Source organism: Janibacter alkaliphilus (genome assembly GCF_013408565.1).
Lineage (GTDB): Bacteria > Actinomycetota > Actinomycetes > Actinomycetales > Dermatophilaceae > Janibacter > Janibacter alkaliphilus.
Map to the genome: position 1 here is coordinate 1,141,438 of NZ_JACBZX010000001.1, position 17,239 is coordinate 1,158,676.

Here is a 17,239-nt window from a genome sequence, read left to right on the forward strand (position 1 = left end):
CGATAGGCCCCGCGCACCGCGCGTACCGGCCGGTGGCCCGGAGGTGGAGCGCCGTACGGGGGAGGCGCGGGTGTGGTGGGGCCTGTGCATCGGGAGCGGTCAGGGGGAGGTGGCGGATCGGCGAGGGCTCGCGGGTCCTCCCGGAGGTGACGGCGCGTAGCGTCGGGAGCATGCAGCTGCCCGACGCCGTCGATCGCGCGATCGACACCGCCCTGGACCGGATGATCGTGCCCGGCTACACCTCGATCGGCCTTGCGGTGCGGCGCCGGCTCGACACCTGGCCCGACGACCCTGGGCCGGAGGCGCTCGCCGGCCGCGGCGTGCTCGTCACTGGCGGCTCATCAGGCCTGGGCGCGCAGACCGTCGCCGACCTCGCGGCGCTCGGTGCCTACGTGCACGTCGTCGTGCGCAGCGAGGACAAGGCGCGCGAGGCGCTGACCGAGCTCGGGGTGCTCGACGCCTGCACCATCTGGCGCTGCGACCTCGGTGACCTCGACGACGTGCGGGACCTGGTCGACCGCCTCGTCGGGGCGAAGGTGGCGCTGCGCGGGATCGTGCACAACGCCGGGGTGATGCCCCCGGAGCGTTCCGAGAGCCCGCAGGGGCACGAGCTGTCGATGGCGGTGCACCTGCTCGGGCCGGTGCTGCTCACCGAGCTGCTGCAGCCGGTGCTGGAGGAGGACGCCCGCGTGGTCTTCGTGACCTCGGGCGGGATGTACGCGCAGGAGCTGCGCGCCGACGACCCGGAGTACGTCGATGGCGAGTACAGCCCGACGACGGCCTATGCCCGCAGCAAGCGCGCCCAGGTCGAGCTGCTGCCCGCGCTCACCCGACGCTGGCCGGGGATGACGGTGCACGCCACCCACCCCGGCTGGGCGGCGACGCCCGGGGTCACCGACAGCCTGCCCACCTTCGCCAAGGTGATGGCGCCGGTGCTGCGGGACGCCTCGGCCGGCGCGGACACGACGGTCTGGCTCATGGCCACCGAGCCGGCGCCGGAGGGAGGTCGGCTGTGGCAGGATCGGGCGCCGCGGCCGAGCACCTGGCTCGGGCTGAAGGCGACCGACCGAGCCTCCCGCGACCGGATGCTCACCTGGACCCTGGACGCCCTCGACCTCCCCTGACCCCCGCCCCCGCGCGCCCCCTCTTCTGCCCCTGACCCCCAACTGCCTAAGGGGCTGCAGACCCTGCGCTTGCAAGCGCAGGGTCTAGGGAGAAGGTGAGCGTCTGTGTCGGGAGGGCGGGCCGACAGCTCAGATGACCGAGCCGTCGCCTCCGTCGTCGGTGCGCACCGGCTTGCCGGCGGCGTTCCAGGCGCGCATGCCGCCGTCGACGTTCACGACGTCGAAGCCCTGCTGGGACAGCCAGGCGACCGCTCGCCCGGACCGTCCGCCGGAGCGGCAGATCACCGGCAGCGGTTCGTCGGTCTCGGGCAGGTCGGCGAGCCGGCTCGGCACGTCACCGAGCGGCACGTGCACCGCGCCGGGAGCGTGACCGGCCTGCCACTCGTCGTCCTCGCGGACGTCCAGCACCACGGCGTCGTCGGTGATGTCGCTCACGGCGACCTGAGCCTCGGGGTTCATCTCGCTCATGCAGCCATCGTGCCAGCCGGACCGGTCGGGTGCGGTGGCAGCCCGGTGGAGTGGAGAGCTCGCGGCTCGGACAGACGCTCACCTTCTCCCCAGACCCTGCGCTTGCAAGCGCAGCGCCTGCAGCTGCCTAGGGGGTTGGGGGTGGTGGGGGAGCCTGCGAGTTGGGGTATCGGGGGAGTGAGGTCGGCGGGTCAGGTGGTGGTAGTCAGGTGGTGGTGGTCAGGTGGTCAGCGAGCGCGGCGGCGGCGCCACTCGCGGACGGCGTCGGTGGACCAGAGGGCCCAGCCGATGAGCACCGGCTGGAAGAGCAGCCGCACGGCGCGAGCCCGGTCGGTGTCCAGCCCGAAGGCGTCGCGGTGCTCGGTGAGCTGGGCGATGTTGCCGGGGAAGACCGCGACGAAGAGCGCGGCGGTCCCGGCGCCGACGACGGCCCGGACGGGCTGGCGCCAGGCGAGCAGCAGCGCCGAGCCGACGGCCACCTCGACGACACCCGAGGCGAGCACCACCGGGTCCGGGTCGAGCGGCACCCACGGCGGCACCTGGGCCTGGAACTCCTCGCGGGCGAAGGTGAGGTGCCCGACGCCGGCGAAGACCATGAATCCCCCCAGGGTGGCCTGCGCCGCACGCTTGAGCGACCGGCTCACCCGGCCCTCGGTGACGCCCGTGTCGCGGGTGTCACCGAGGGCCGGGCCGTGGTCGGCGTCGCGCCGACTCACAGCCGCACCAGCATCTTGCCGGTGTTCGCGCCGCCGAGCAGGTCGATGAAGGCCTGCGGCGCCGCGTCCAACCCCTCCCGGAAGGTCTCGTCAGCCTGCAGCCGCCCATCGGCCAGCCACTGAGTCGCCCGCTCGCGGTACTCGGCCGCGAGGTGGTCGTAGTGCCCGACGATGAAGCCGCGCAGGGTGAGGTTCTTGCCGATGGCCAGCGCGAGGTTGCGCGGCCCCGGTGCCGGCTCGGTGGCGTTGTACTGGGCGATCGCCCCGCACATCGCCACCCGGCCGAAGAGTCGCAGCGACCCGATGGCCGCCTCGAGGTGCTCGCCACCGACGTTGTCGAAGTAGACGTCGATGCCGCTCGGCGCCAGCTCGCGCAGGCTCTGCCGCACCGGACGGTCGCGGTAGCCGAAGGCCTCGTCGAAGCCCAGCTCGCGCACCCGCTGCACCTTCTCCGGGCTGCCGGCCGAGCCGATGACCTTCTCCGCGCCGAGCGCCTTGGCGATCTGCCCGACGGCCGAGCCGACGGCACCGGCCGCGCCGGAGACGAAGACGATGTCGCCCTCCTTCATCTCGGCGACCGCGGTGAGACCGGCGTAGGCGGTCAGCCCCGGCATGCCGAGGATCCCGAGGTAGGCCGAGGCAGGAGCGGCATCGGTGTCGACGACGCTGACCCGGTCGCCGGGCAGCACTGCGTGCTCGCGCCAGCCGAGCCCGTGCAGCACGTGCTGGCCGACGGCCACCGCCTCCGAGCGGGAGGCGACGACCTCGCCGACCGCGCCGCCGTCCAGCGGTGCGTCGACGGCGAAGGGGGCCACGTAGGACTCGCGGTCGTCCATCCGGCCACGCATGTACGGGTCGACCGACATGACCTCGTTGCGGACGAGGACCTGACCCTCGGCGAGCTCGGGCAGGTCGACGGTCTCCAGGCGGAAGTTCTCGGCCGTGGGCTCCCCGGTGGGTCGCGAGGCGAGGGCGATGTGACGGGTGCTGGTGGGCTGCTCGCTCATGCCGATCAGTCCTCGACGACCGAGACGTTGACCTCGATGTTGCCCCGGGTCGCGTTGGAGTAGGGGCAGACCTGGTGGGCCTGGTCGGCCAGCTGCTGGGCGGCGTCGTGGTCCAGGTCGGGGATGGTCACCTCGAGGTCGACCGCCAGCTGGAAGCCGCCGTCGTCGGTGGAGCCGATGTGCACCCGGCTGCCGACCGAGCTGCCGGAGATGTCGGTCTTGCTCTGCCGCGCCACGGCCTGCAGCGCGGAGTGGTAGCAGGCGGCGTAGCCGAGGGCGAAGAGCTGCTCGGGGTTGGCGCCGTCGCCGCTGCCGCCCATCTCCTGCGGGATCGCCATGCCGAGGTCGAGGCTGCCGTCGGCGAGCCGGGCCTGGCCGTTGCGGCCGGCGCCGGTGGCCAGCGCCTCTGCGGTGTAGAGAGCCTTCATGAGATCTCCTTCGTCGTGCGATCGGTGGTGCGCGTGGTCGTGCGGGTGGTCTCCGAGAAGCGCTGGGCGAGCGCGCGCAGCGTCGCCAGCTCCTCGGGGGTCATCTGGAGCGCGCCGTAGACGCGCTGCTGCACGGCGGCGACCTGGCTCTCCAGGGCGCGGCCGGCGTCGGTGAGGTGCACCGTGACCGCGCGGCCGTCACGGCCCTCGCGGCGGCGCTCGACCAGGTCGGCGTCGGCCATCCGGCGCAGCAGCGGCGAGAGCGTGCCGCTGTCGAGCTGCAGCGCCTCGCCGAGCTCGCGGACGCTCTGCCCGTCGCGCTCCCACAGCGCCAGCAGGGTGACGTACTGCGGGTAGGTCAGGCCGAGCTCGTCCAGGCTCTCCCGGTAGCAGCCGACGGCCGCCCGCGACGCCGCATGAAGGGCGAAGCAGATCTGGTCGTCGAGTGGTGCCGTGCTCACAGAGACAACAGTTGCACACAACTAAGTTGTGCGCAACTTAAATGCTCGGAAGGGGGACCGTCAACTGGGGTGGCGGTCGGTGACGGCGCGTCTCGGGCGTCGCCCTCGGACGTCAGCCCTCAGGCCTCAGGACCGAGGGTGCCGAGGAGGCGGTTCAGCCCCTCGACCGCCTCGCACCCGCAGGTCACCTCGTGCGGGAAGGGGATGCGCACGTCTCGGACGGCGTCGCCGGCGTAGTGCCGCAGCACCAGCCCGAAGCGGTCGGCGAGCACCGGCCGCAGCACGCCGATCTCGACGGGCAGGTCCGGGTCGGCCCGGCGGGCCAGGTGCGTCAGCGCGTCGTCGTGGTGGTCGGCGAGGTGGCTGATCCACTCGCTCTCCCAGCCGACGAGCGCGTCCAGGTCGGCGCAGGTGTAGTCCTCGACCGGCAGCGCCCGCCAGCCGAAGCCCCCTTCGCAGCGCCACTGCACCGACACCGAGGTGGGGTAGAGGCGCACCACCTCGTCGCTGCGGGTGTGCTCGGTGAGGTACTCGCGCACCCCTTCGGGGAGCGCGCCCGGGATCCGGTGCACCGGTCCGCGGAGGATGACCCCGCCGCGCACCCGGTCCGGCTGCGGCACGACGCAGACGTCGAGCGCGCTGAGGGTGAGCACCGGCGCCGGGGTCCCGGGGCGGGCGATCCGCGGCCTGCCGGTGAGGTCGGCCTCGGGGACGAGGATGCTGCCGTCGAGATCGATGGCGTGCCGCATCACCTGGCGGGTCCAGCTGCCCGATCGCAGCTCGACCCCGGAGGCGGTGGCCAGCATGGTCCGGGCGTGCTCGGCGGGGCTGGTCGACGGCAGGGAGGCCGTCGACTCGCGACCGGTAAGATTAGGCATACCTAACTAAAGCACGACGGCTGCTCGGTGTCGACCCGCCCGCATGCGTGAGACCCTTCCTGAAACAGGACTCAGGTCCCCGCCCGCGACGAAAGGACCCGGCATGACCAGCACCCCCTTCGAGCTCTTCGGCATCGACGGGCTGATCGACCCCGACGACCGGGACATGCAGCGCTCGGTCCGCGGCGTGCTCGCCGACCAGGTCCGCCCGCACCTGCAGGACTGGTACGAGGCCGGGTCCGTGCCGGTGCGCGAGCTGGCCCCGCGGCTCGGCGAGCTCGGGCTGCTCGGCATGCACCTGGACGGCTACGGCTGCGCCGGCACCTCGGCGACCGCCTACGGGCTCGCCTGCCTGGAGCTCGAGGCCGCCGACTCCGGCATCCGCTCGCTGGTCTCGGTGCAGGGGTCGCTGGCGATGTTCGCCATCCACCGCTGGGGCAGCGAGGAGCAGAAGCAGCAGTGGCTGCCGCGGATGGCGACCGGCGAGGCGATCGGCTGCTTCGGCCTCACCGAGCCCGACTTCGGCTCCAACCCGGCCGGCATGCGCACCCGCGCCCGCCGCGACGGCGACGACTGGATCCTCGACGGCACGAAGATGTGGATCACCAACGCCCCGGTCGCCGACGTGGCCGTGGTCTGGGCGAACACCGACGAGGGTGAGGGCTCGAAGGGGGTCCGCGGCTTCGTCGTGCCGACCGACACCCCCGGAATCACCGCACCGGAGATCACCAAGAAGCTCTCGCTGCGGGCCTCGATCACCGGCGAGATCGTCCTCGACTGCGTGCGGCTGCCGTCCTCGGCGATGCTGCCCGAGGCGCGCGGGCTCTCCGGGCCGCTGTCCTGCCTCAACGAGGCCCGCTTCGGCATCGTCTTCGGCGCGGTCGGCGCGGCCAGGGACTGCCTGGAGGCCGCGGTGGAGTACGTCGGCGACCGGGAGATCTTCGACAAGCCGCTGGCCGGCTACCAGCTGACCCAGGCCAAGCTCGCCGACATGACCCTCGAGCTCGGCAAGGCCATGCTGCTCGCCCTCCAGCTGGGCCGGCTCAAGGACGCCGGCTCGCTGCGCCCGGAGCAGGTCAGCCTCGGCAAGCTGAACAACGTCCGCGAGGCCATCGGCATCGCCCGCGAGTGCCGGACCCTGCTGGGCGCCAACGGGATCACCCTGGAGTACCCGGTGCTGCGGCACGCCAACAACCTCGAGTCGGTGATGACCTACGAGGGCACCAACGAGGTGCACCAGCTGATGATCGGCCAGGCCCTCACCGGCACCCCCGCCTTCCGCTGACCCGCGGCCGCTCCAGTCTCCCCAACTCGTTCTCCCCAACTCCCTAGGCAGCTGGACCTCCCTAGGTTGCAAGCGCAGCGTCTGCCACGAAGGTGAGCGTCTGTCGGGTCGGGGGTCGTGAGGCCGCTTCGTAGGGTGTGTGCATGAAGGATCGTTTCGACGGCCGCATCCTCGGTGCTGGCACGACATCGGGGCTGCGGCTCGTCATCGGTGACTGGCCGCGTTCGCCGCTGGGAGCCTTCACGGACGTCATGGTGGCGCTGCCGGACGGGGAAAGGGTCTTGCTGGCACCGGACGAGCAGGTCGCCGAGTACGTCACCGCGACCTACTCCTTCGACCGGGTGATCACCACGCCGGTGTCGGTCGAGGAGACCCGTGACGCCGAGGACCCGGTGGTTCAGTCGTCAGGCGAGCAGCACTGGCAGCTGGATGCCGGTCCGCTGCAGGCGCGGCTCGGCATCGGCGCCCGCACCGGGGTGGGCCGGCTGCTGCGGCTCGTTCCCGGACCGGTCGCGACGAGCCCGGTCTTCGCCTCGGCGGTGGACCCGATCGCCCGGCACGTCTTCCCCGGGGTACGGACGAAGGGGAGTGCCGGCGGCGGTCGTCGGGAGTACTACGGAGCCCGTGACCAGCACGCGGTGAGCGCCCTCTCCGGCACCTGGCTGGGCGAGGACTTCGGTGGCCTGAACGATGTCGACCCGCCCCCGGACTTCGGCTTCAGCTCGACGCCCGCCCGGCCGTGCCTGACGCGGGTGGTCACGACGGTGGTGCGGTAGGGGGCTAGCTTCTGCCGGTCAGCTTTGGGAAGCTCCGCCGGTGACCATCGAGCGGCAGGGATACACCCGGGGCGACGTCTCAGCCTCAGAGGCTGACGAGTCGAGACGAGTCGCGGGCTTGGCAGCAGAGCTGCAGCGGCAGCTTGAACTCCGGTCGGCGGAGATCGACGGCGCTCATCTCCCGGGCGCGCAGAGCCGTGCCATCCAGGACATCGTGTCTCTGGTGCTCACCCGCGAGATGGAGTTTCGCGAAGAGGTGGTCCTGACCAAGCAGGACGGCATCGTCACGCAGGCGCGCCCTGACTTCGTGTATCGCCTCAGCGACGGGCGAGGGGTGATGGCTGAAGTCGAGCGCGGCGGGACCGTCAACAACAACCATGACCTGAAGGACATGTGGAAGGCGCACATCGCGCCGGATATCCAGCACCTCATCCTTATCGTTCCGAACTCCAACTGGAAGGGTGATGGTGCCGCTCGCGAGCGTCCCTATCCGCGGGTGTGTGCGCGGGTGGGTGCCTTCTTCGGACATCCTCGGCGCGAGGTGGATGTGCTGTCCGCTCACGTTCTCGGATACGGACCCCTCACGCTTGACCCCAGCTGGTCACCTGCCAGCGTGGTTGAGCTGCCTGCGAGTCGTACGGACGATCCCAACAGCAGGTAGTCCCGGAGACCCGTGATCACCGTCCATGCCACCGGCCCCCGCCCACCGGACGACGTCTGGCACGACCTCGTCACGCCCGAGGCGTGGCCCGGGTGGGCGCCGCACATCACCCGCGTCCAGGACCTGCCGAGCCCGATCCGGCCCGGCGCTCGCGGGACGGTGCACGGTCCGGCCGGCCTGCGGATCCCGGTCTTCATCACCGAGGTCGACGACACCGGCCGCAGCTGGCAGTGGCGGGTCGGTCCCGGTCGCGCCAGCATCCTCATGGACCACCGGCTCGACGCCTCACCCGAGGGTGGGTCGCGGGTGGTCGTGACGATCCACGCCCCCTTCCCGATGCACCTCTACCGTCCGCTGGCGCGTACGGCGCTGCGTCGCCTGGTGGGCGACCGGTCGACCGGCTGACCTGGCGGCGGCGACGGCCGAGCCGCCGCCGAACGGCCCCCCGACGACTCAGGTGCTCCTGGCACACCGCGTCACCTCACCGTGCGAGCACCTCACGACCCGAGCAGCCGCCGCGGGTCGGGGAAGAAGAAGGGCACCCGCCGCTGGTAGTCGGCGTACCCCGGACGCCCCTCCATCCGCCGCTCGGTGAGCCGCGCCCCGGTGCCCTGGATGAGCACGTAGCTCATCAGCGCCGGCGCGGGCCAGGTCCATCCGCCCGGCGACGACGCGGCCGCGGCCAGCCACACCCCGTCCCACACCAGCGAGTCGCCGAGATAGTTCGGGTGCCGGGAGATCCCCCACACGCCGGTGTCGAGCACCTGCGGCCGCTCGTCCTTCGGCGTCGCCGTGTACTCCTCCTTCTGCCGGTCGGCCACCGCCTCGAGCACCGCCCCACCGACGGCCAGCGCGATCCCGGCCGGCAGCAGCAGCCGCCGCGCCGAGCGCGGCAGCGTCGAGGCCGCCGCCACCTGGATCGGCAGCGACACGGCGAGCTGCGCCGCGCCCTGCATGACGAAGACCTTGCCGATCACCCGCGCCGTCGAGTCCCCCTCCAGCCACTCCGCGTAGCGCGGGTCCTCCTCGTCGTGCCCGGTCATCCGCGGCAGCACGTGCGCGCCCAGCCGGGCCGCCCAGCCCCCGACGACCGTGGCCAGCGCCCAGCGGCGCCGCGCATCCCCGGTGCCGACAAGCGCGCTGGAGAGGGCGATCGCGCCCAGGCCCGGCCCCCAGACGACGTCCACGTAGTCGCGTCTCCCCTTCGGCAGGGCCACGGCAGCGGTCCCGGCCTGCACGGCGGCGGTCACCCCGAGCGCCGTCGCGGCGACGCGGCGCAGGTTCCTCAGGTCGATCATCGGTTCGCTCCTCGTGGTCGTGGTCGTGGTCGTGGGTGCGGGGTCCTGGTGTCGCGCAGTCACAACGAGGTTCGTGCTGGCGGCGACGACGGATGGAGTCAGCGTGCCAGCCGGACGCCGAGGTTGCCGGTCGTCGAGCCAGGCGCGAGCAGCTGCCGCGCGGCCGGCCGGTAGCGGCGGCAGTACGAGGCATGGCACAGGTAGGAGCCGCCCTTCGTCACGACGGCCGGATCATCCCCGCTCGCCGTCCACTCCCACACGTTGCCGGTGACGCAGTGCAGCCCGTACCCGTTCGCCTCGTAGGACCGAACCGGGCACGTCCCGATCCACCCGTCCTCGCCGGTGTTCACCTCGGGGAAGCTGCCCTGCCAGACGTTCATCCGGTGCTCCCCGCCGGGCGTCAGCTCCTCGCCCCACGGGAACGTCGCCTGGTCCAGCCCGCCACGCGCCGCGGCCTCCGACTCCACCTCGGTCGGCAGCCGTGCCCCGGCCCAGCGGGCGAAGGCGGTCGCGTCGCCGTGGCTGACGTGCACCACCGGGTGGTCGGCGCGGTCCTCGACGTCCGAGCCGGGCCCCTCCGGGGTGGCCCAGGTCGCCCCGTCCACCCGTAACCACCACGGCGCCGCCGCCACCGCCGGCCACCGCTCCGGGTCGGCGACGAACCCCGCGACGACATAGCTCCAGCCGCTGCGCTCGGCCAGCGACCGATGCCCCGTCGCGGCGACGAAGGCGGCCCAGTCGGCGTTCGTCACGGTCACCGCGGAGAGCTCGACCGGCGCGAGGTCCACGGTGCGTACCGGCGACTCGCCGTCCTCCGGGTAGCCGAAGGGGTCCTCGCTGCCGATCCGCACCGGCCCGCCGGGCACCGCGCGCCAGGGCGTCGCAAGCACCGCGGCGCCCGCGCCGGCCGGTACATCGTGGCCACGCGACTCCTCCCACGGCCCCGACGACGGCGCGCAGCAGCTCATTCGTGCGCCAGCAGCCGCTGCTGCTCCTGCGCCTCGGTCAGCGGCTCGACGTCGTCGCCGAGGTCGACCCGCACCCGCACGACCTCGCCGGCGCAGCGGTTGCGCAGCGGCACGTACTCCGGGCTGGTGGCGGTCCCGCGGTCCACCCCGACGTTGAAGGTCTCGTCGAAGGAGAAGTAGTACGCGGTGGTCTCCTCCAGCCGCCCGGCCGCCACGATCACTGCGTCCACCGAGAGCGCCAGGTCCGCGCCGGCCCCCGGCGCCCCACCGTCGTAGCCGAAGGCCAGCGCCACCTCGTGCTCGCCGGGCGCCAGCGGCTCCGGCGCCCGGACGATCGTCAGGTCGCGCCCGAAGAGGTTGTAGGCGTAGGTCGCCCGGCCCTCGTGCAGGTAGAGGCTCCACCCGCCGAAGGCGCCGCCCTGCGCGACGAGCACGCCCTCGGCTCCGCCCTCCGGGACGCGCACGGCCGCGGTGATCGTGTGCGAGCGGTTCTTGACGTTCGGCGCGACCTCCTCGGTCAGCCGGGCCGTCTCCGGCCCGTAGACGAAGGTGGTGATCCCGCGCCGCGGGTCGGCCCGCGGCGCGAGGTCCGGGTTCTCCCGCTCGGTGACCCGGTCGTCCAGCGGGTGCACCCGGTAGCGCTGCGCCTCCACCTCGAAGCGCGCTCGCAGCTCGGCCAGCCGCTCCGGCTCGTCCGCCGCCACGTCCCGCGTCTGGCTCCAGTCGCTGCGGGTGTCGTAGAGCTCCCAGGTGTCCTCGTCGAAGCCGCGCGGCTCCTCGGCCATCCGCCAGGGCACCCCGTGCTGGGTCACCGCGGTCCACCCCTCGTGGTAGATCCCACGGTTGCCGACCATCTCGAAGTACTGGGTGGGGCGGGTCTCCGGGGCGTCGGCGTCGAGCAGCGCGGCGTGCATCGAGACCCCGTCCAGCGGCTGCTGGGCCACTCCGTCGACCTCCGTCGGCGGGGCCACCCCGGCCGCCTCGAGCAGCGTCGGCATGACGTCGATGACGTGGTGCCACTGGTGCCGGACCGTGCCCCCGTCGCGGATCCGGGCCGGCCAGCGCACGATCGCCCCGTCCCGGTTGCCGCCGTGGTGCGAGGCGACCTGCTTGGTCCACTGGTACGGGGTGTTCATCGCCAGCGCCCACCCCGCCGGGTAGAGCCCGTAGGTGCTCGCCGAGCCGAACTCCTCGAGCCGGTCGGCCATGTCGGCGACGTCGTCGGCGCCGCCGTGCCCGACGAGGTGCTCCCGCAGGGTGCCCTCCAGGCCCCCTTCGCCGGAGGCCCCGTTGTCCCCGAGCAGGTAGAGCACGACGGTGTCCTCAGCCACCCCGAGCTCGTCCAGGGTGTCCACCAGCCGCCCCACCTGGGCGTCGGTGTGCTCGGCGAAGCCGGCGTAGGTCTCCATGAAGCGGGCGGCCACCGCCCGGGCCGGTTCGTCGAGCTCGTGCCAGCGCGGCACCCCGGGCGCCCACGGCGCGAGCTCGGTCTCCGGGGGCACGATGCCCAGCTCGCGCTGCCGGGCGAGGGTGGTCTCGCGCACCGCGTCCCAGCCCCGGTCGAACTCGCCGCGGTAGCGCCGCGACCACTCCGGTGCGACGTGGAAGGGGGCGTGCGTCGCCCCGAAGGCGACGTAGGCGAAGAACGGCCGGTCCCCCTCCGCCGCCTCCCGGATCCAGGCGTCGGTCTGCTCCACGAGGTCCTCGGTGAGGTGGTATCCCTCCTCGGGCGTGCGGTCCGGCTCGACCGGCGTCGTGCCGCGGTAGAGCTGCGGGTACCAGTGGTTCATCTCGGCACCCATGAACCCGTAGAAGTGCTCGAACCCCTCGCCGGTGGGCCAGTAGGTGAAGGGACCCTCGGGCCCGGTCTCGGACGGCGGGGTCTGGTGCCACTTGCCGAAGGCGGCGGTCGCGTACCCGGCGCCGTGCAGCGCCTGCGCCAGGGTGCCCGCGGTCGCTGGCCGCCGCCCGTCGTAGCCGGGATGGTCGGAGGTCATCTCGCTGGTCGCGCCCATGCCCACGGTGTGGTGGTTGCGGCCGCTGAGCAGCGCCGCCCGGGTGGGTGAGCACAGCGAGGTGACGTGGAAGCGGGTCAGCCGCACCCCGTCGTCGGCGAGCCGCTGCGCCACCGGCATCCGGCACGGACCGCCGTAGGGGGACGATGCGCCGAAGCCCATGTCGTCGACGAGCACGAGCAGGATGTTCGGGCGGGTCTGCGGCACACCTGACTATCGGATCTGGCCCGGCCCGGGGTCAAGGCAGGTCCGCACCCCTCGGCGACGGACCGCGCCATGCTGGAGATGCACACGCCACGACACGGATACGATCCGCGGATGGCAGGCGACCGCTCCGAGCTCTCCCTGCGCGACCTGCGCTCCTTCCTCGCGGTCGTCGACGAGGGCACCTTCACCGACGCCGCGATCGCGCTGGGCACCACCCAGGCCTCGGTCTCGCGGCACGTCGCCGCGCTGGAGCAGGCCCTCGGGGCGCGGCTGCTCGTGCGCGGCGGTCGGGTGGTCACGCTCACCGTGGCCGGTCGCCGGGTGCTGCGGCACGCCCGGACCATGCACGATGAGGGCGAGGCGATCCGCCGGGCCGCCCGCGACGAGCAGGGCCCGATCCGGATCGGCTACGCCTGGGCGGCGCTCGGCGCGCACACCGCGCCGGTGCAGCGCCGGTGGGCCGAGCTGCACCCCGGCTCCGAGCTCGTCTTCGTCAACTCCACCGGCCGCTTCTCGGGGCTCAACGAGGGCCTCGCCGACGTGGCCGTGGTCCGCCGCGACCCGGGGATGGCGCAGATCGGCACCGCCCTGCTCGGGCACGAGTCCCGGGTGGCCGCGCTGCCGCGGGAGCACCCGCTGGCCCGCCGACGGAGCCTGCGGATGGCCGACTTCGCAGGACGGACGGTGGCCGTCGAGGCGCTCACCGGCACCACCCGCGAGGAGCTGTGGTCGCCCGAGAAGTACCCGGCCGGCTTCCGCACGGTCAGCGGCACCGACGAGTGGCTCACCGAGACCGCCGCCGGGCAGGGGATCGGCCTGACCTCGCAGGCCACCGCGGTGCAGTACTCCCGGCTCGGTGTCGTCTTCCGCCGGGTGCGCGACGCCCCGCCGCTGCCGGTGTGGCTCATCTGGTGGCGCGACGACCCGCCGTGGTACCTCGACGCGCTGCGCGGGCTCATCCAGGAAGAGCTCGACCGGGAGGGGTGACCCAGCGGTCTGACCAGCCGACGGACGACGAGCCGACGGACGACCAGCCGACAGACGACGAAGGGCGGGACCGCACGGTCCCGCCCTTCGTCATCTCCCCGGGGCCACGTGAGGTGGCGCCCGGTGCTGCCGGCTCAGCTGCCGTGGTCGGCCACCGCCGCCGAGCTGTTCGCCCAGCGCTCGTAGTGGTCGAGCACGTCGTGGCAGACCTCGTCGCCGTCGTAGTCCATGAGGTCGTAGCTCACGCCGGTCGGCAGCGCCACCTCCAGCAGCGTGGTGGTGTCGTCCGCCTCGAGCATCCGCGCCCCGTAGCTGGGCGCCGGGGTGCGGCGCACCTGCACGAGGTAGCAGAAGTCCTCGTAGCCGATCTCGGTCGCCGGGACGACGAGCTTGGCGGTGCGCCCGATCCGGCCGTTGCCGGTGTCCTCGCTGACCTCGGCGACCACGCCGCGCTCGGTCAGCTCGCCGGCGACCTCCTGCAGCGAGGGCAGCACGACGTCGTCGAGCCGCTCCTCGGCCTGCTTCACGGTCACCGTGCCGAAGGTCCGGGAGAGCCGGCGGCGCCACGAGCCCGAGCCCGACGGGTGGCCGACGATCGAGCGGGTCAGCGAGACCCGCTGGGCCACGCCGAGCACCCGGTCCTCCTCCAGCGCCCGGTGCAGCGCCCACATCACGAGGATCATGACGAAGGCGAAGGGCAGCCCCATGATGATCGTCGCGCTCTGCAGCGCCGGGATGCCGTCGACGGTGAGCATCGCGATGGTCAGCACACCGGTGGCGGCCGCCCAGACGATGCGCATCGACGGCGCCGCGTCGGTGTCGTTGTCCGGCAGGTCCGAGGACAGGTTCGCCATGACCAGCGCCCCGGAGTCGGCCGAGGTGACGTAGAAGAGCAGCCCGACGAAGGTCGCCAGGGCCACCAGCACGGTCGCCCCCGGGGTGTCCTGCAGCAGGGTGAAGAAGCCCAGCTCCGGGGTGTTCATCGCGGCCTCGCCGAACTCGGCGTCGCCGTCCATGATCTTCTGCACGGCGCTGTTGCCGAAGATCGTCACCCACATGACGATGTAGCTGAAGGGGATGGTCATCGTGCCGAGCACGAACTGACCGATGGTGCGCCCCTTGCTGATCCGGGCGAGGAACATGCCGACGAAGCACGCCCAGGCGATCCACCATGCCCAGAAGAAGAGCGTCCAGCCGCCCATCCAGTCGGCGTCGTAGTCGTAGGCCATCGTGTCCATCGTGATCCCGGGGAACATCGACACGAAGTCGCCGACGTTCATCATCGCCGCCCGCAGCAGGAAGGCGGTGTCCCGGGTGATCAGCACCCACGCGGCCAGCGCGATCGCCAGCAGCACGTTGAGCTGGGAGAGCAGCCGGATGCCCTTGTCGACGCCGGTGGTCGCCGAGATGGTGGCGACGAGGACGGCGACGACGACCAGCGCGATCTGCGCCGGGGTGCCCTGCTCGATGCCGAAGAGCAGGTCGAGGCCGACGTTGAGCATGACCACGCCGATGCCCAGGCTGGTGGCCACGCCGAAGATCGTGCCGAGCACGGTGGCGATGTCCACGGCGTCACCGATCGGGCCGCGCACCCGCTTGCCGATGAGCGGGTAGAGCGTCGAGCGCACCGCCAGCGGCAGCCCCTTGCGGTAGGCGGCGAAGCCGAGCGCGATGCCCATGAGCGCGTACATGCCCCAGCCGGTGATCCCGTAGTGGAAGAGGGTCCACACGGTGGACTCGCGGGCGGCGTCCAGGGTGCCGCCGTCGCCCTGCGGCGGGGCGAGGAACTGGCTGGCCGGCTCGGCCACCGCGTAGAACATCACGTCGGTGCCGATGCCGGCGGCGAAGAGCATCGAGGCCCAGGCGAAGGTGGAGAACTCCGGCCGGTCGTCCGGGGAGCCCAGCCGCACCTTCGAGTAGCGCAGCCCGACGTAGAGGACGAAGACGAGCACCACGGTGGCCAGCGCGATGTAGAACCAGCCGAACCACTCCGAGATCCAGCCGACGGTGCTGCCGAGGATCTCCCCGGAGCTCTCCGGGGCGATCAGCGCCCAGCCGGCGACGATCACGGTGATGACGCCGGCGACGGTGAGCACCGGGATCTTCGGGGTGGGCTTGCGCGGCCTGTCGGCCCGGGTCTCCTGACCTGGCGGTGTGGCGGGGTCGGTGGTCGTGCTCATCGGGTCTCCTCCTGAGCGGCGCGCTGCGCCGCGATGGCGTCGATCGAGCTGGGGATGCTCGTCGGGGTGTTCCAGGCGTCGTTGCGCGGGTCGCCCGGCGGGTAGAGCGGCATGCCCGCGTTCGCCTTGTAGGTCGGTGGGGCCTCCGGGGCCAGCGGGGTGTTGCCGGCGATGAGGTCGGCCGCCTTCTCGGCGACCATCATCACCGGGGCGTAGATGTTGCCGTTGGTGATCGAGGGGAAGACCGAGGCGTCGACCACCCGCAGGCCGTCGGTGCCGTGCACCCGCATCGAGGACGGGTCGACCACGGCCATCTCGTCGGTGCCCATCTTCGCCGAGCACGAGGGGTGCAGCGCGGTCTCGGCGTCCTGGGCCACCCAGTCGATGATCTCCTGGTCGGTCTCCACCGAGGGGCCGGGGCTGATCTCGCCGCCGTCGAAGGCGGCGAAGGCCGGCTGGCGCAGGATGTGCCGGGCGGCGCGGATGACCTCGACCCACTCGCGGCGGTCGTTCTCCGTCGAGAGGTAGTTGAAGAGGATCGACGGGTGGTGCCGCGGGTCGTCGTCGGTGATGTGCACCCGGCCGCGCACGTCGGAGTTCATCGGGCCGATGTGTACCTGGTAGCCGTGCTTGCCCTCCGGGGCGGTGCCGTCGTAGCGGACCGCGATCGGCAGGAAGTGGAACATGAGGTTGGGGTAGGCGACGTCGTCGTTGGTGCGGATGAAGCCGCCCCCTTCGAAGTGGTTGCTCGCGCCCACCCCGGTGTCGGCGAAGAGCCACTGCGCACCGATGTAGGGGGCCTTCCACTTCTTCAGCCAGGGCGCGATCGAGACCGGCTGCAGGCTGGTGTGCTGCAGGTAGACCTCGAGGTGGTCCTGCAGGTTCTCACCGACGCCGGGCAGCTCGACCCGGGTGTCGACGCCGGCGGCGCGCAGCACCTCGGGGCTGCCGACGCCGGAGAGCTGCAGCAGCTGCGGGGAGTTGAAGGCGCCGCCGCAGAGGATGACCTCGCCGGCCTCGACCGAGCGGGGCCGCCCGGCCCGGGTGAAGTCGACGCCGGTGACCCGGGTGCCGGACCAGCGCAGCCCGGTGGCCATCGACAGCGTGGAGATGTCGAGGTTCTTGCGGTCGCGGATCGGGCGCAGGTAGGCGCGGGCCGCCGAGAGCCGGCTGCCGTGGCGCACGTTCCGGTCGAAGGGGGCGAAGCCCTCCTGGCGGTAGCCGTTGACGTCGTCGGTGCGGGCGTAGCCGGCCTGGGTGGTGGCCTCGAAGAAGGCCTGGAAGAGCGGGCTGGAGGCCGGGCCGCGCTCCATCGCCAGCGGGCCGGAGCCGCCGCGCCAGGCGTCGGCGCCGGCGACGCAGGTCTCCATCCGCTTGAAGTAGGGCAGGCAGTGCTCGTAGTCCCAGTGCTCCAGGCCGGCGTTGGTGGCCCACTTGTCGTAGTCGCCGCGGTTGCCGCGCTGGAAGATCATCCCGTTGATCGAGGACGACCCGCCGAGTACCTTGCCGCGAGCGTGCGGGACGCGGCGGCCGCCCATGTGCGGCTCCGGGTCGGTCTCGTAGGCCCAGTCGTAGAGCGGGTTGCCGGAGGGGAACATCAGCGCCGCCGGCATGTGGATCAGCGGGTCCATGATGAAGTCCGCGCGGCCGGCCTCGAGGACCAGCACGCTGGTGGACTCGTCGGCGGAGAGGCGGTTGGCCAGGGCGGACCCGGCCGAGCCACCACCGACGATGACGTAGTCGTAGCGCTTCTTCATTGGTTGCGACCTCGTTTCCAGGG

General features: G+C 72.5%; 17 protein-coding genes. 6 read left to right on the plus strand and 11 right to left on the minus strand.

All coding sequences use genetic code 11. The annotated features are described in order from the left end of the window. The first annotated feature begins 170 nt into the window (after positions 1-170). Positions 171-1,124, plus strand: coding sequence for an SDR family NAD(P)-dependent oxidoreductase (locus tag BJY28_RS05495; RefSeq protein WP_179462105.1), 954 nt, complete (start codon positions 171-173; stop codon positions 1,122-1,124). A gap of 129 nt (positions 1,125-1,253) precedes the next feature. Here BJY28_RS05495 and BJY28_RS05500 read toward each other — a convergent pair whose 3' ends face one another. The 6 genes from BJY28_RS05500 to BJY28_RS05525 form a co-directional block, all read right to left on the minus strand. Next, positions 1,254-1,583: a rhodanese-like domain-containing protein gene (locus tag BJY28_RS05500; RefSeq protein ID WP_179463969.1), complete on the minus strand. Its 330-nt coding sequence runs from the start codon at positions 1,581-1,583 to the stop codon at positions 1,254-1,256. A 236-nt stretch (positions 1,584-1,819) separates the two neighbouring features. Continuing rightward, a complete protein-coding gene (locus BJY28_RS05505) occupies positions 1,820-2,308 on the minus strand; it encodes a DoxX family protein (RefSeq protein ID WP_343036981.1) in 489 nt (162 codons plus the stop codon). After that, positions 2,305-3,315: an NADP-dependent oxidoreductase gene (locus BJY28_RS05510; protein WP_179462106.1), complete on the minus strand. Its 1,011-nt coding sequence runs from the start codon at positions 3,313-3,315 to the stop codon at positions 2,305-2,307. The genes BJY28_RS05505 and BJY28_RS05510 overlap by 4 nt, the downstream gene beginning before the upstream one ends. Positions 3,316-3,320: 5 nt before the next feature. Next, entirely contained in the window at positions 3,321-3,743 is a 423-nt protein-coding gene (locus BJY28_RS05515; protein ID WP_179462107.1) for an organic hydroperoxide resistance protein, read from the minus strand. After that, positions 3,740-4,204 carry a transcriptional regulator, SarA/Rot family gene (locus tag BJY28_RS05520; RefSeq protein WP_179462108.1) on the minus strand — a complete coding sequence of 155 codons (465 nt, stop codon included), beginning with the start codon at positions 4,202-4,204 and terminating at the stop codon, positions 3,740-3,742. Before BJY28_RS05520 ends, BJY28_RS05515 begins: the two co-directional genes overlap by 4 nt. Before the next feature lie 119 nt (positions 4,205-4,323). Beyond that, positions 4,324-5,082 carry a DUF2470 domain-containing protein gene (locus BJY28_RS05525; protein WP_179462109.1) on the minus strand — a complete coding sequence of 253 codons (759 nt, stop codon included), beginning with the start codon at positions 5,080-5,082 and terminating at the stop codon, positions 4,324-4,326. Positions 5,083-5,185: 103 nt separating this feature from the next. Here BJY28_RS05525 and BJY28_RS05530 point away from each other — a divergent pair, with 103 nt between their 5' ends. The 4 genes from BJY28_RS05530 to BJY28_RS05545 all read left to right on the plus strand — a co-directional run bounded on the left by BJY28_RS05530 (position 5,186) and on the right by BJY28_RS05545 (position 8,209). Further along, complete coding sequence (locus tag BJY28_RS05530; protein WP_179462110.1) at positions 5,186-6,367, plus strand: acyl-CoA dehydrogenase family protein; 1,182 nt, start codon at positions 5,186-5,188, stop codon at positions 6,365-6,367. Positions 6,368-6,510: 143 nt separating this feature from the next. Further along, positions 6,511-7,143, plus strand: a complete 633-nt coding sequence (locus tag BJY28_RS05535; protein ID WP_179462111.1) for a hypothetical protein — start codon at positions 6,511-6,513, stop codon at positions 7,141-7,143. Positions 7,144-7,183: 40 nt separating this feature from the next. Beyond that, positions 7,184-7,804 carry a hypothetical protein gene (locus BJY28_RS05540; RefSeq protein ID WP_179462112.1) on the plus strand — a complete coding sequence of 207 codons (621 nt, stop codon included), beginning with the start codon at positions 7,184-7,186 and terminating at the stop codon, positions 7,802-7,804. 12 nt (positions 7,805-7,816) lie between these two features. Beyond that, positions 7,817-8,209 (plus strand): SRPBCC family protein, encoded by a 393-nt coding sequence (locus tag BJY28_RS05545; protein ID WP_179462113.1) that lies wholly within the window; start codon positions 7,817-7,819, stop codon positions 8,207-8,209. 92 nt (positions 8,210-8,301) lie between these two features. Here BJY28_RS05545 and BJY28_RS05550 read toward each other — a convergent pair whose 3' ends face one another. The 3 genes from BJY28_RS05550 to BJY28_RS05560 form a co-directional block, all read right to left on the minus strand. Next, the gene (locus BJY28_RS05550; RefSeq protein ID WP_179462114.1) at positions 8,302-9,102 is read right to left on the minus strand and encodes a DUF1295 domain-containing protein; all 801 of its coding nucleotides are present in this window, start codon (positions 9,100-9,102) and stop codon (positions 8,302-8,304) included. 98 nt (positions 9,103-9,200) lie between these two features. After that, positions 9,201-9,992 (minus strand): SUMF1/EgtB/PvdO family nonheme iron enzyme, encoded by a 792-nt coding sequence (locus BJY28_RS05555; protein WP_343036983.1) that lies wholly within the window; start codon positions 9,990-9,992, stop codon positions 9,201-9,203. Positions 9,993-10,066: 74 nt separating this feature from the next. Further along, positions 10,067-12,292, minus strand: a complete 2,226-nt coding sequence (locus BJY28_RS05560) for a sulfatase-like hydrolase/transferase (protein ID WP_218875206.1) — start codon at positions 12,290-12,292, stop codon at positions 10,067-10,069. A gap of 111 nt (positions 12,293-12,403) precedes the next feature. On the opposite strand from BJY28_RS05560, the gene BJY28_RS05565 reads away from it, so the two are divergent. Continuing rightward, positions 12,404-13,279, plus strand: coding sequence for a LysR family transcriptional regulator (locus BJY28_RS05565; RefSeq protein WP_179462116.1), 876 nt, complete (start codon positions 12,404-12,406; stop codon positions 13,277-13,279). Positions 13,280-13,413: 134 nt separating this feature from the next. Here BJY28_RS05565 and betT read toward each other — a convergent pair whose 3' ends face one another. Continuing rightward, a complete protein-coding gene (gene betT, locus BJY28_RS05570; protein ID WP_179462117.1) occupies positions 13,414-15,459 on the minus strand; it encodes a choline BCCT transporter BetT in 2,046 nt (681 codons plus the stop codon). Further along, positions 15,456-17,216, minus strand: coding sequence for a choline dehydrogenase (betA, locus tag BJY28_RS05575; RefSeq protein WP_179462118.1), 1,761 nt, complete (start codon positions 17,214-17,216; stop codon positions 15,456-15,458). Before betA ends, betT begins: the two co-directional genes overlap by 4 nt. Between the last annotated feature and the right edge of the window lie 23 nt (positions 17,217-17,239).

Bases quoted from the DNA above. Each gene is read 5' to 3' on its own strand.
- BJY28_RS05515 (WP_179462107.1), bottom strand. From the start codon at position 3,743: ATGAAGGCTCTCTACACCGCAGAGGCGCTGGCCACCGGCGCCGGCCGC.
- BJY28_RS05525 (WP_179462109.1), bottom strand. From the start codon at position 5,082: ATGCCTAATCTTACCGGTCGCGAGTCGACGGCCTCCCTGCCGTCGACC.
- BJY28_RS05500 (WP_179463969.1), bottom strand. From the start codon at position 1,583: ATGAACCCCGAGGCTCAGGTCGCCGTGAGCGACATCACCGACGACGCC.
- betA (WP_179462118.1), bottom strand. From the start codon at position 17,216: ATGAAGAAGCGCTACGACTACGTCATCGTCGGTGGTGGCTCGGCCGGG.
- BJY28_RS05510 (WP_179462106.1), bottom strand. From the start codon at position 3,315: ATGAGCGAGCAGCCCACCAGCACCCGTCACATCGCCCTCGCCTCGCGA.
- BJY28_RS05535 (WP_179462111.1), top strand. From the start codon at position 6,511: ATGAAGGATCGTTTCGACGGCCGCATCCTCGGTGCTGGCACGACATCG.
- BJY28_RS05530 (WP_179462110.1), top strand. From the start codon at position 5,186: ATGACCAGCACCCCCTTCGAGCTCTTCGGCATCGACGGGCTGATCGAC.
- BJY28_RS05550 (WP_179462114.1), bottom strand. From the start codon at position 9,102: ATGATCGACCTGAGGAACCTGCGCCGCGTCGCCGCGACGGCGCTCGGG.
- BJY28_RS05495 (WP_179462105.1), top strand. From the start codon at position 171: ATGCAGCTGCCCGACGCCGTCGATCGCGCGATCGACACCGCCCTGGAC.
- BJY28_RS05565 (WP_179462116.1), top strand. From the start codon at position 12,404: ATGGCAGGCGACCGCTCCGAGCTCTCCCTGCGCGACCTGCGCTCCTTC.
- betT (WP_179462117.1), bottom strand. From the start codon at position 15,459: ATGAGCACGACCACCGACCCCGCCACACCGCCAGGTCAGGAGACCCGG.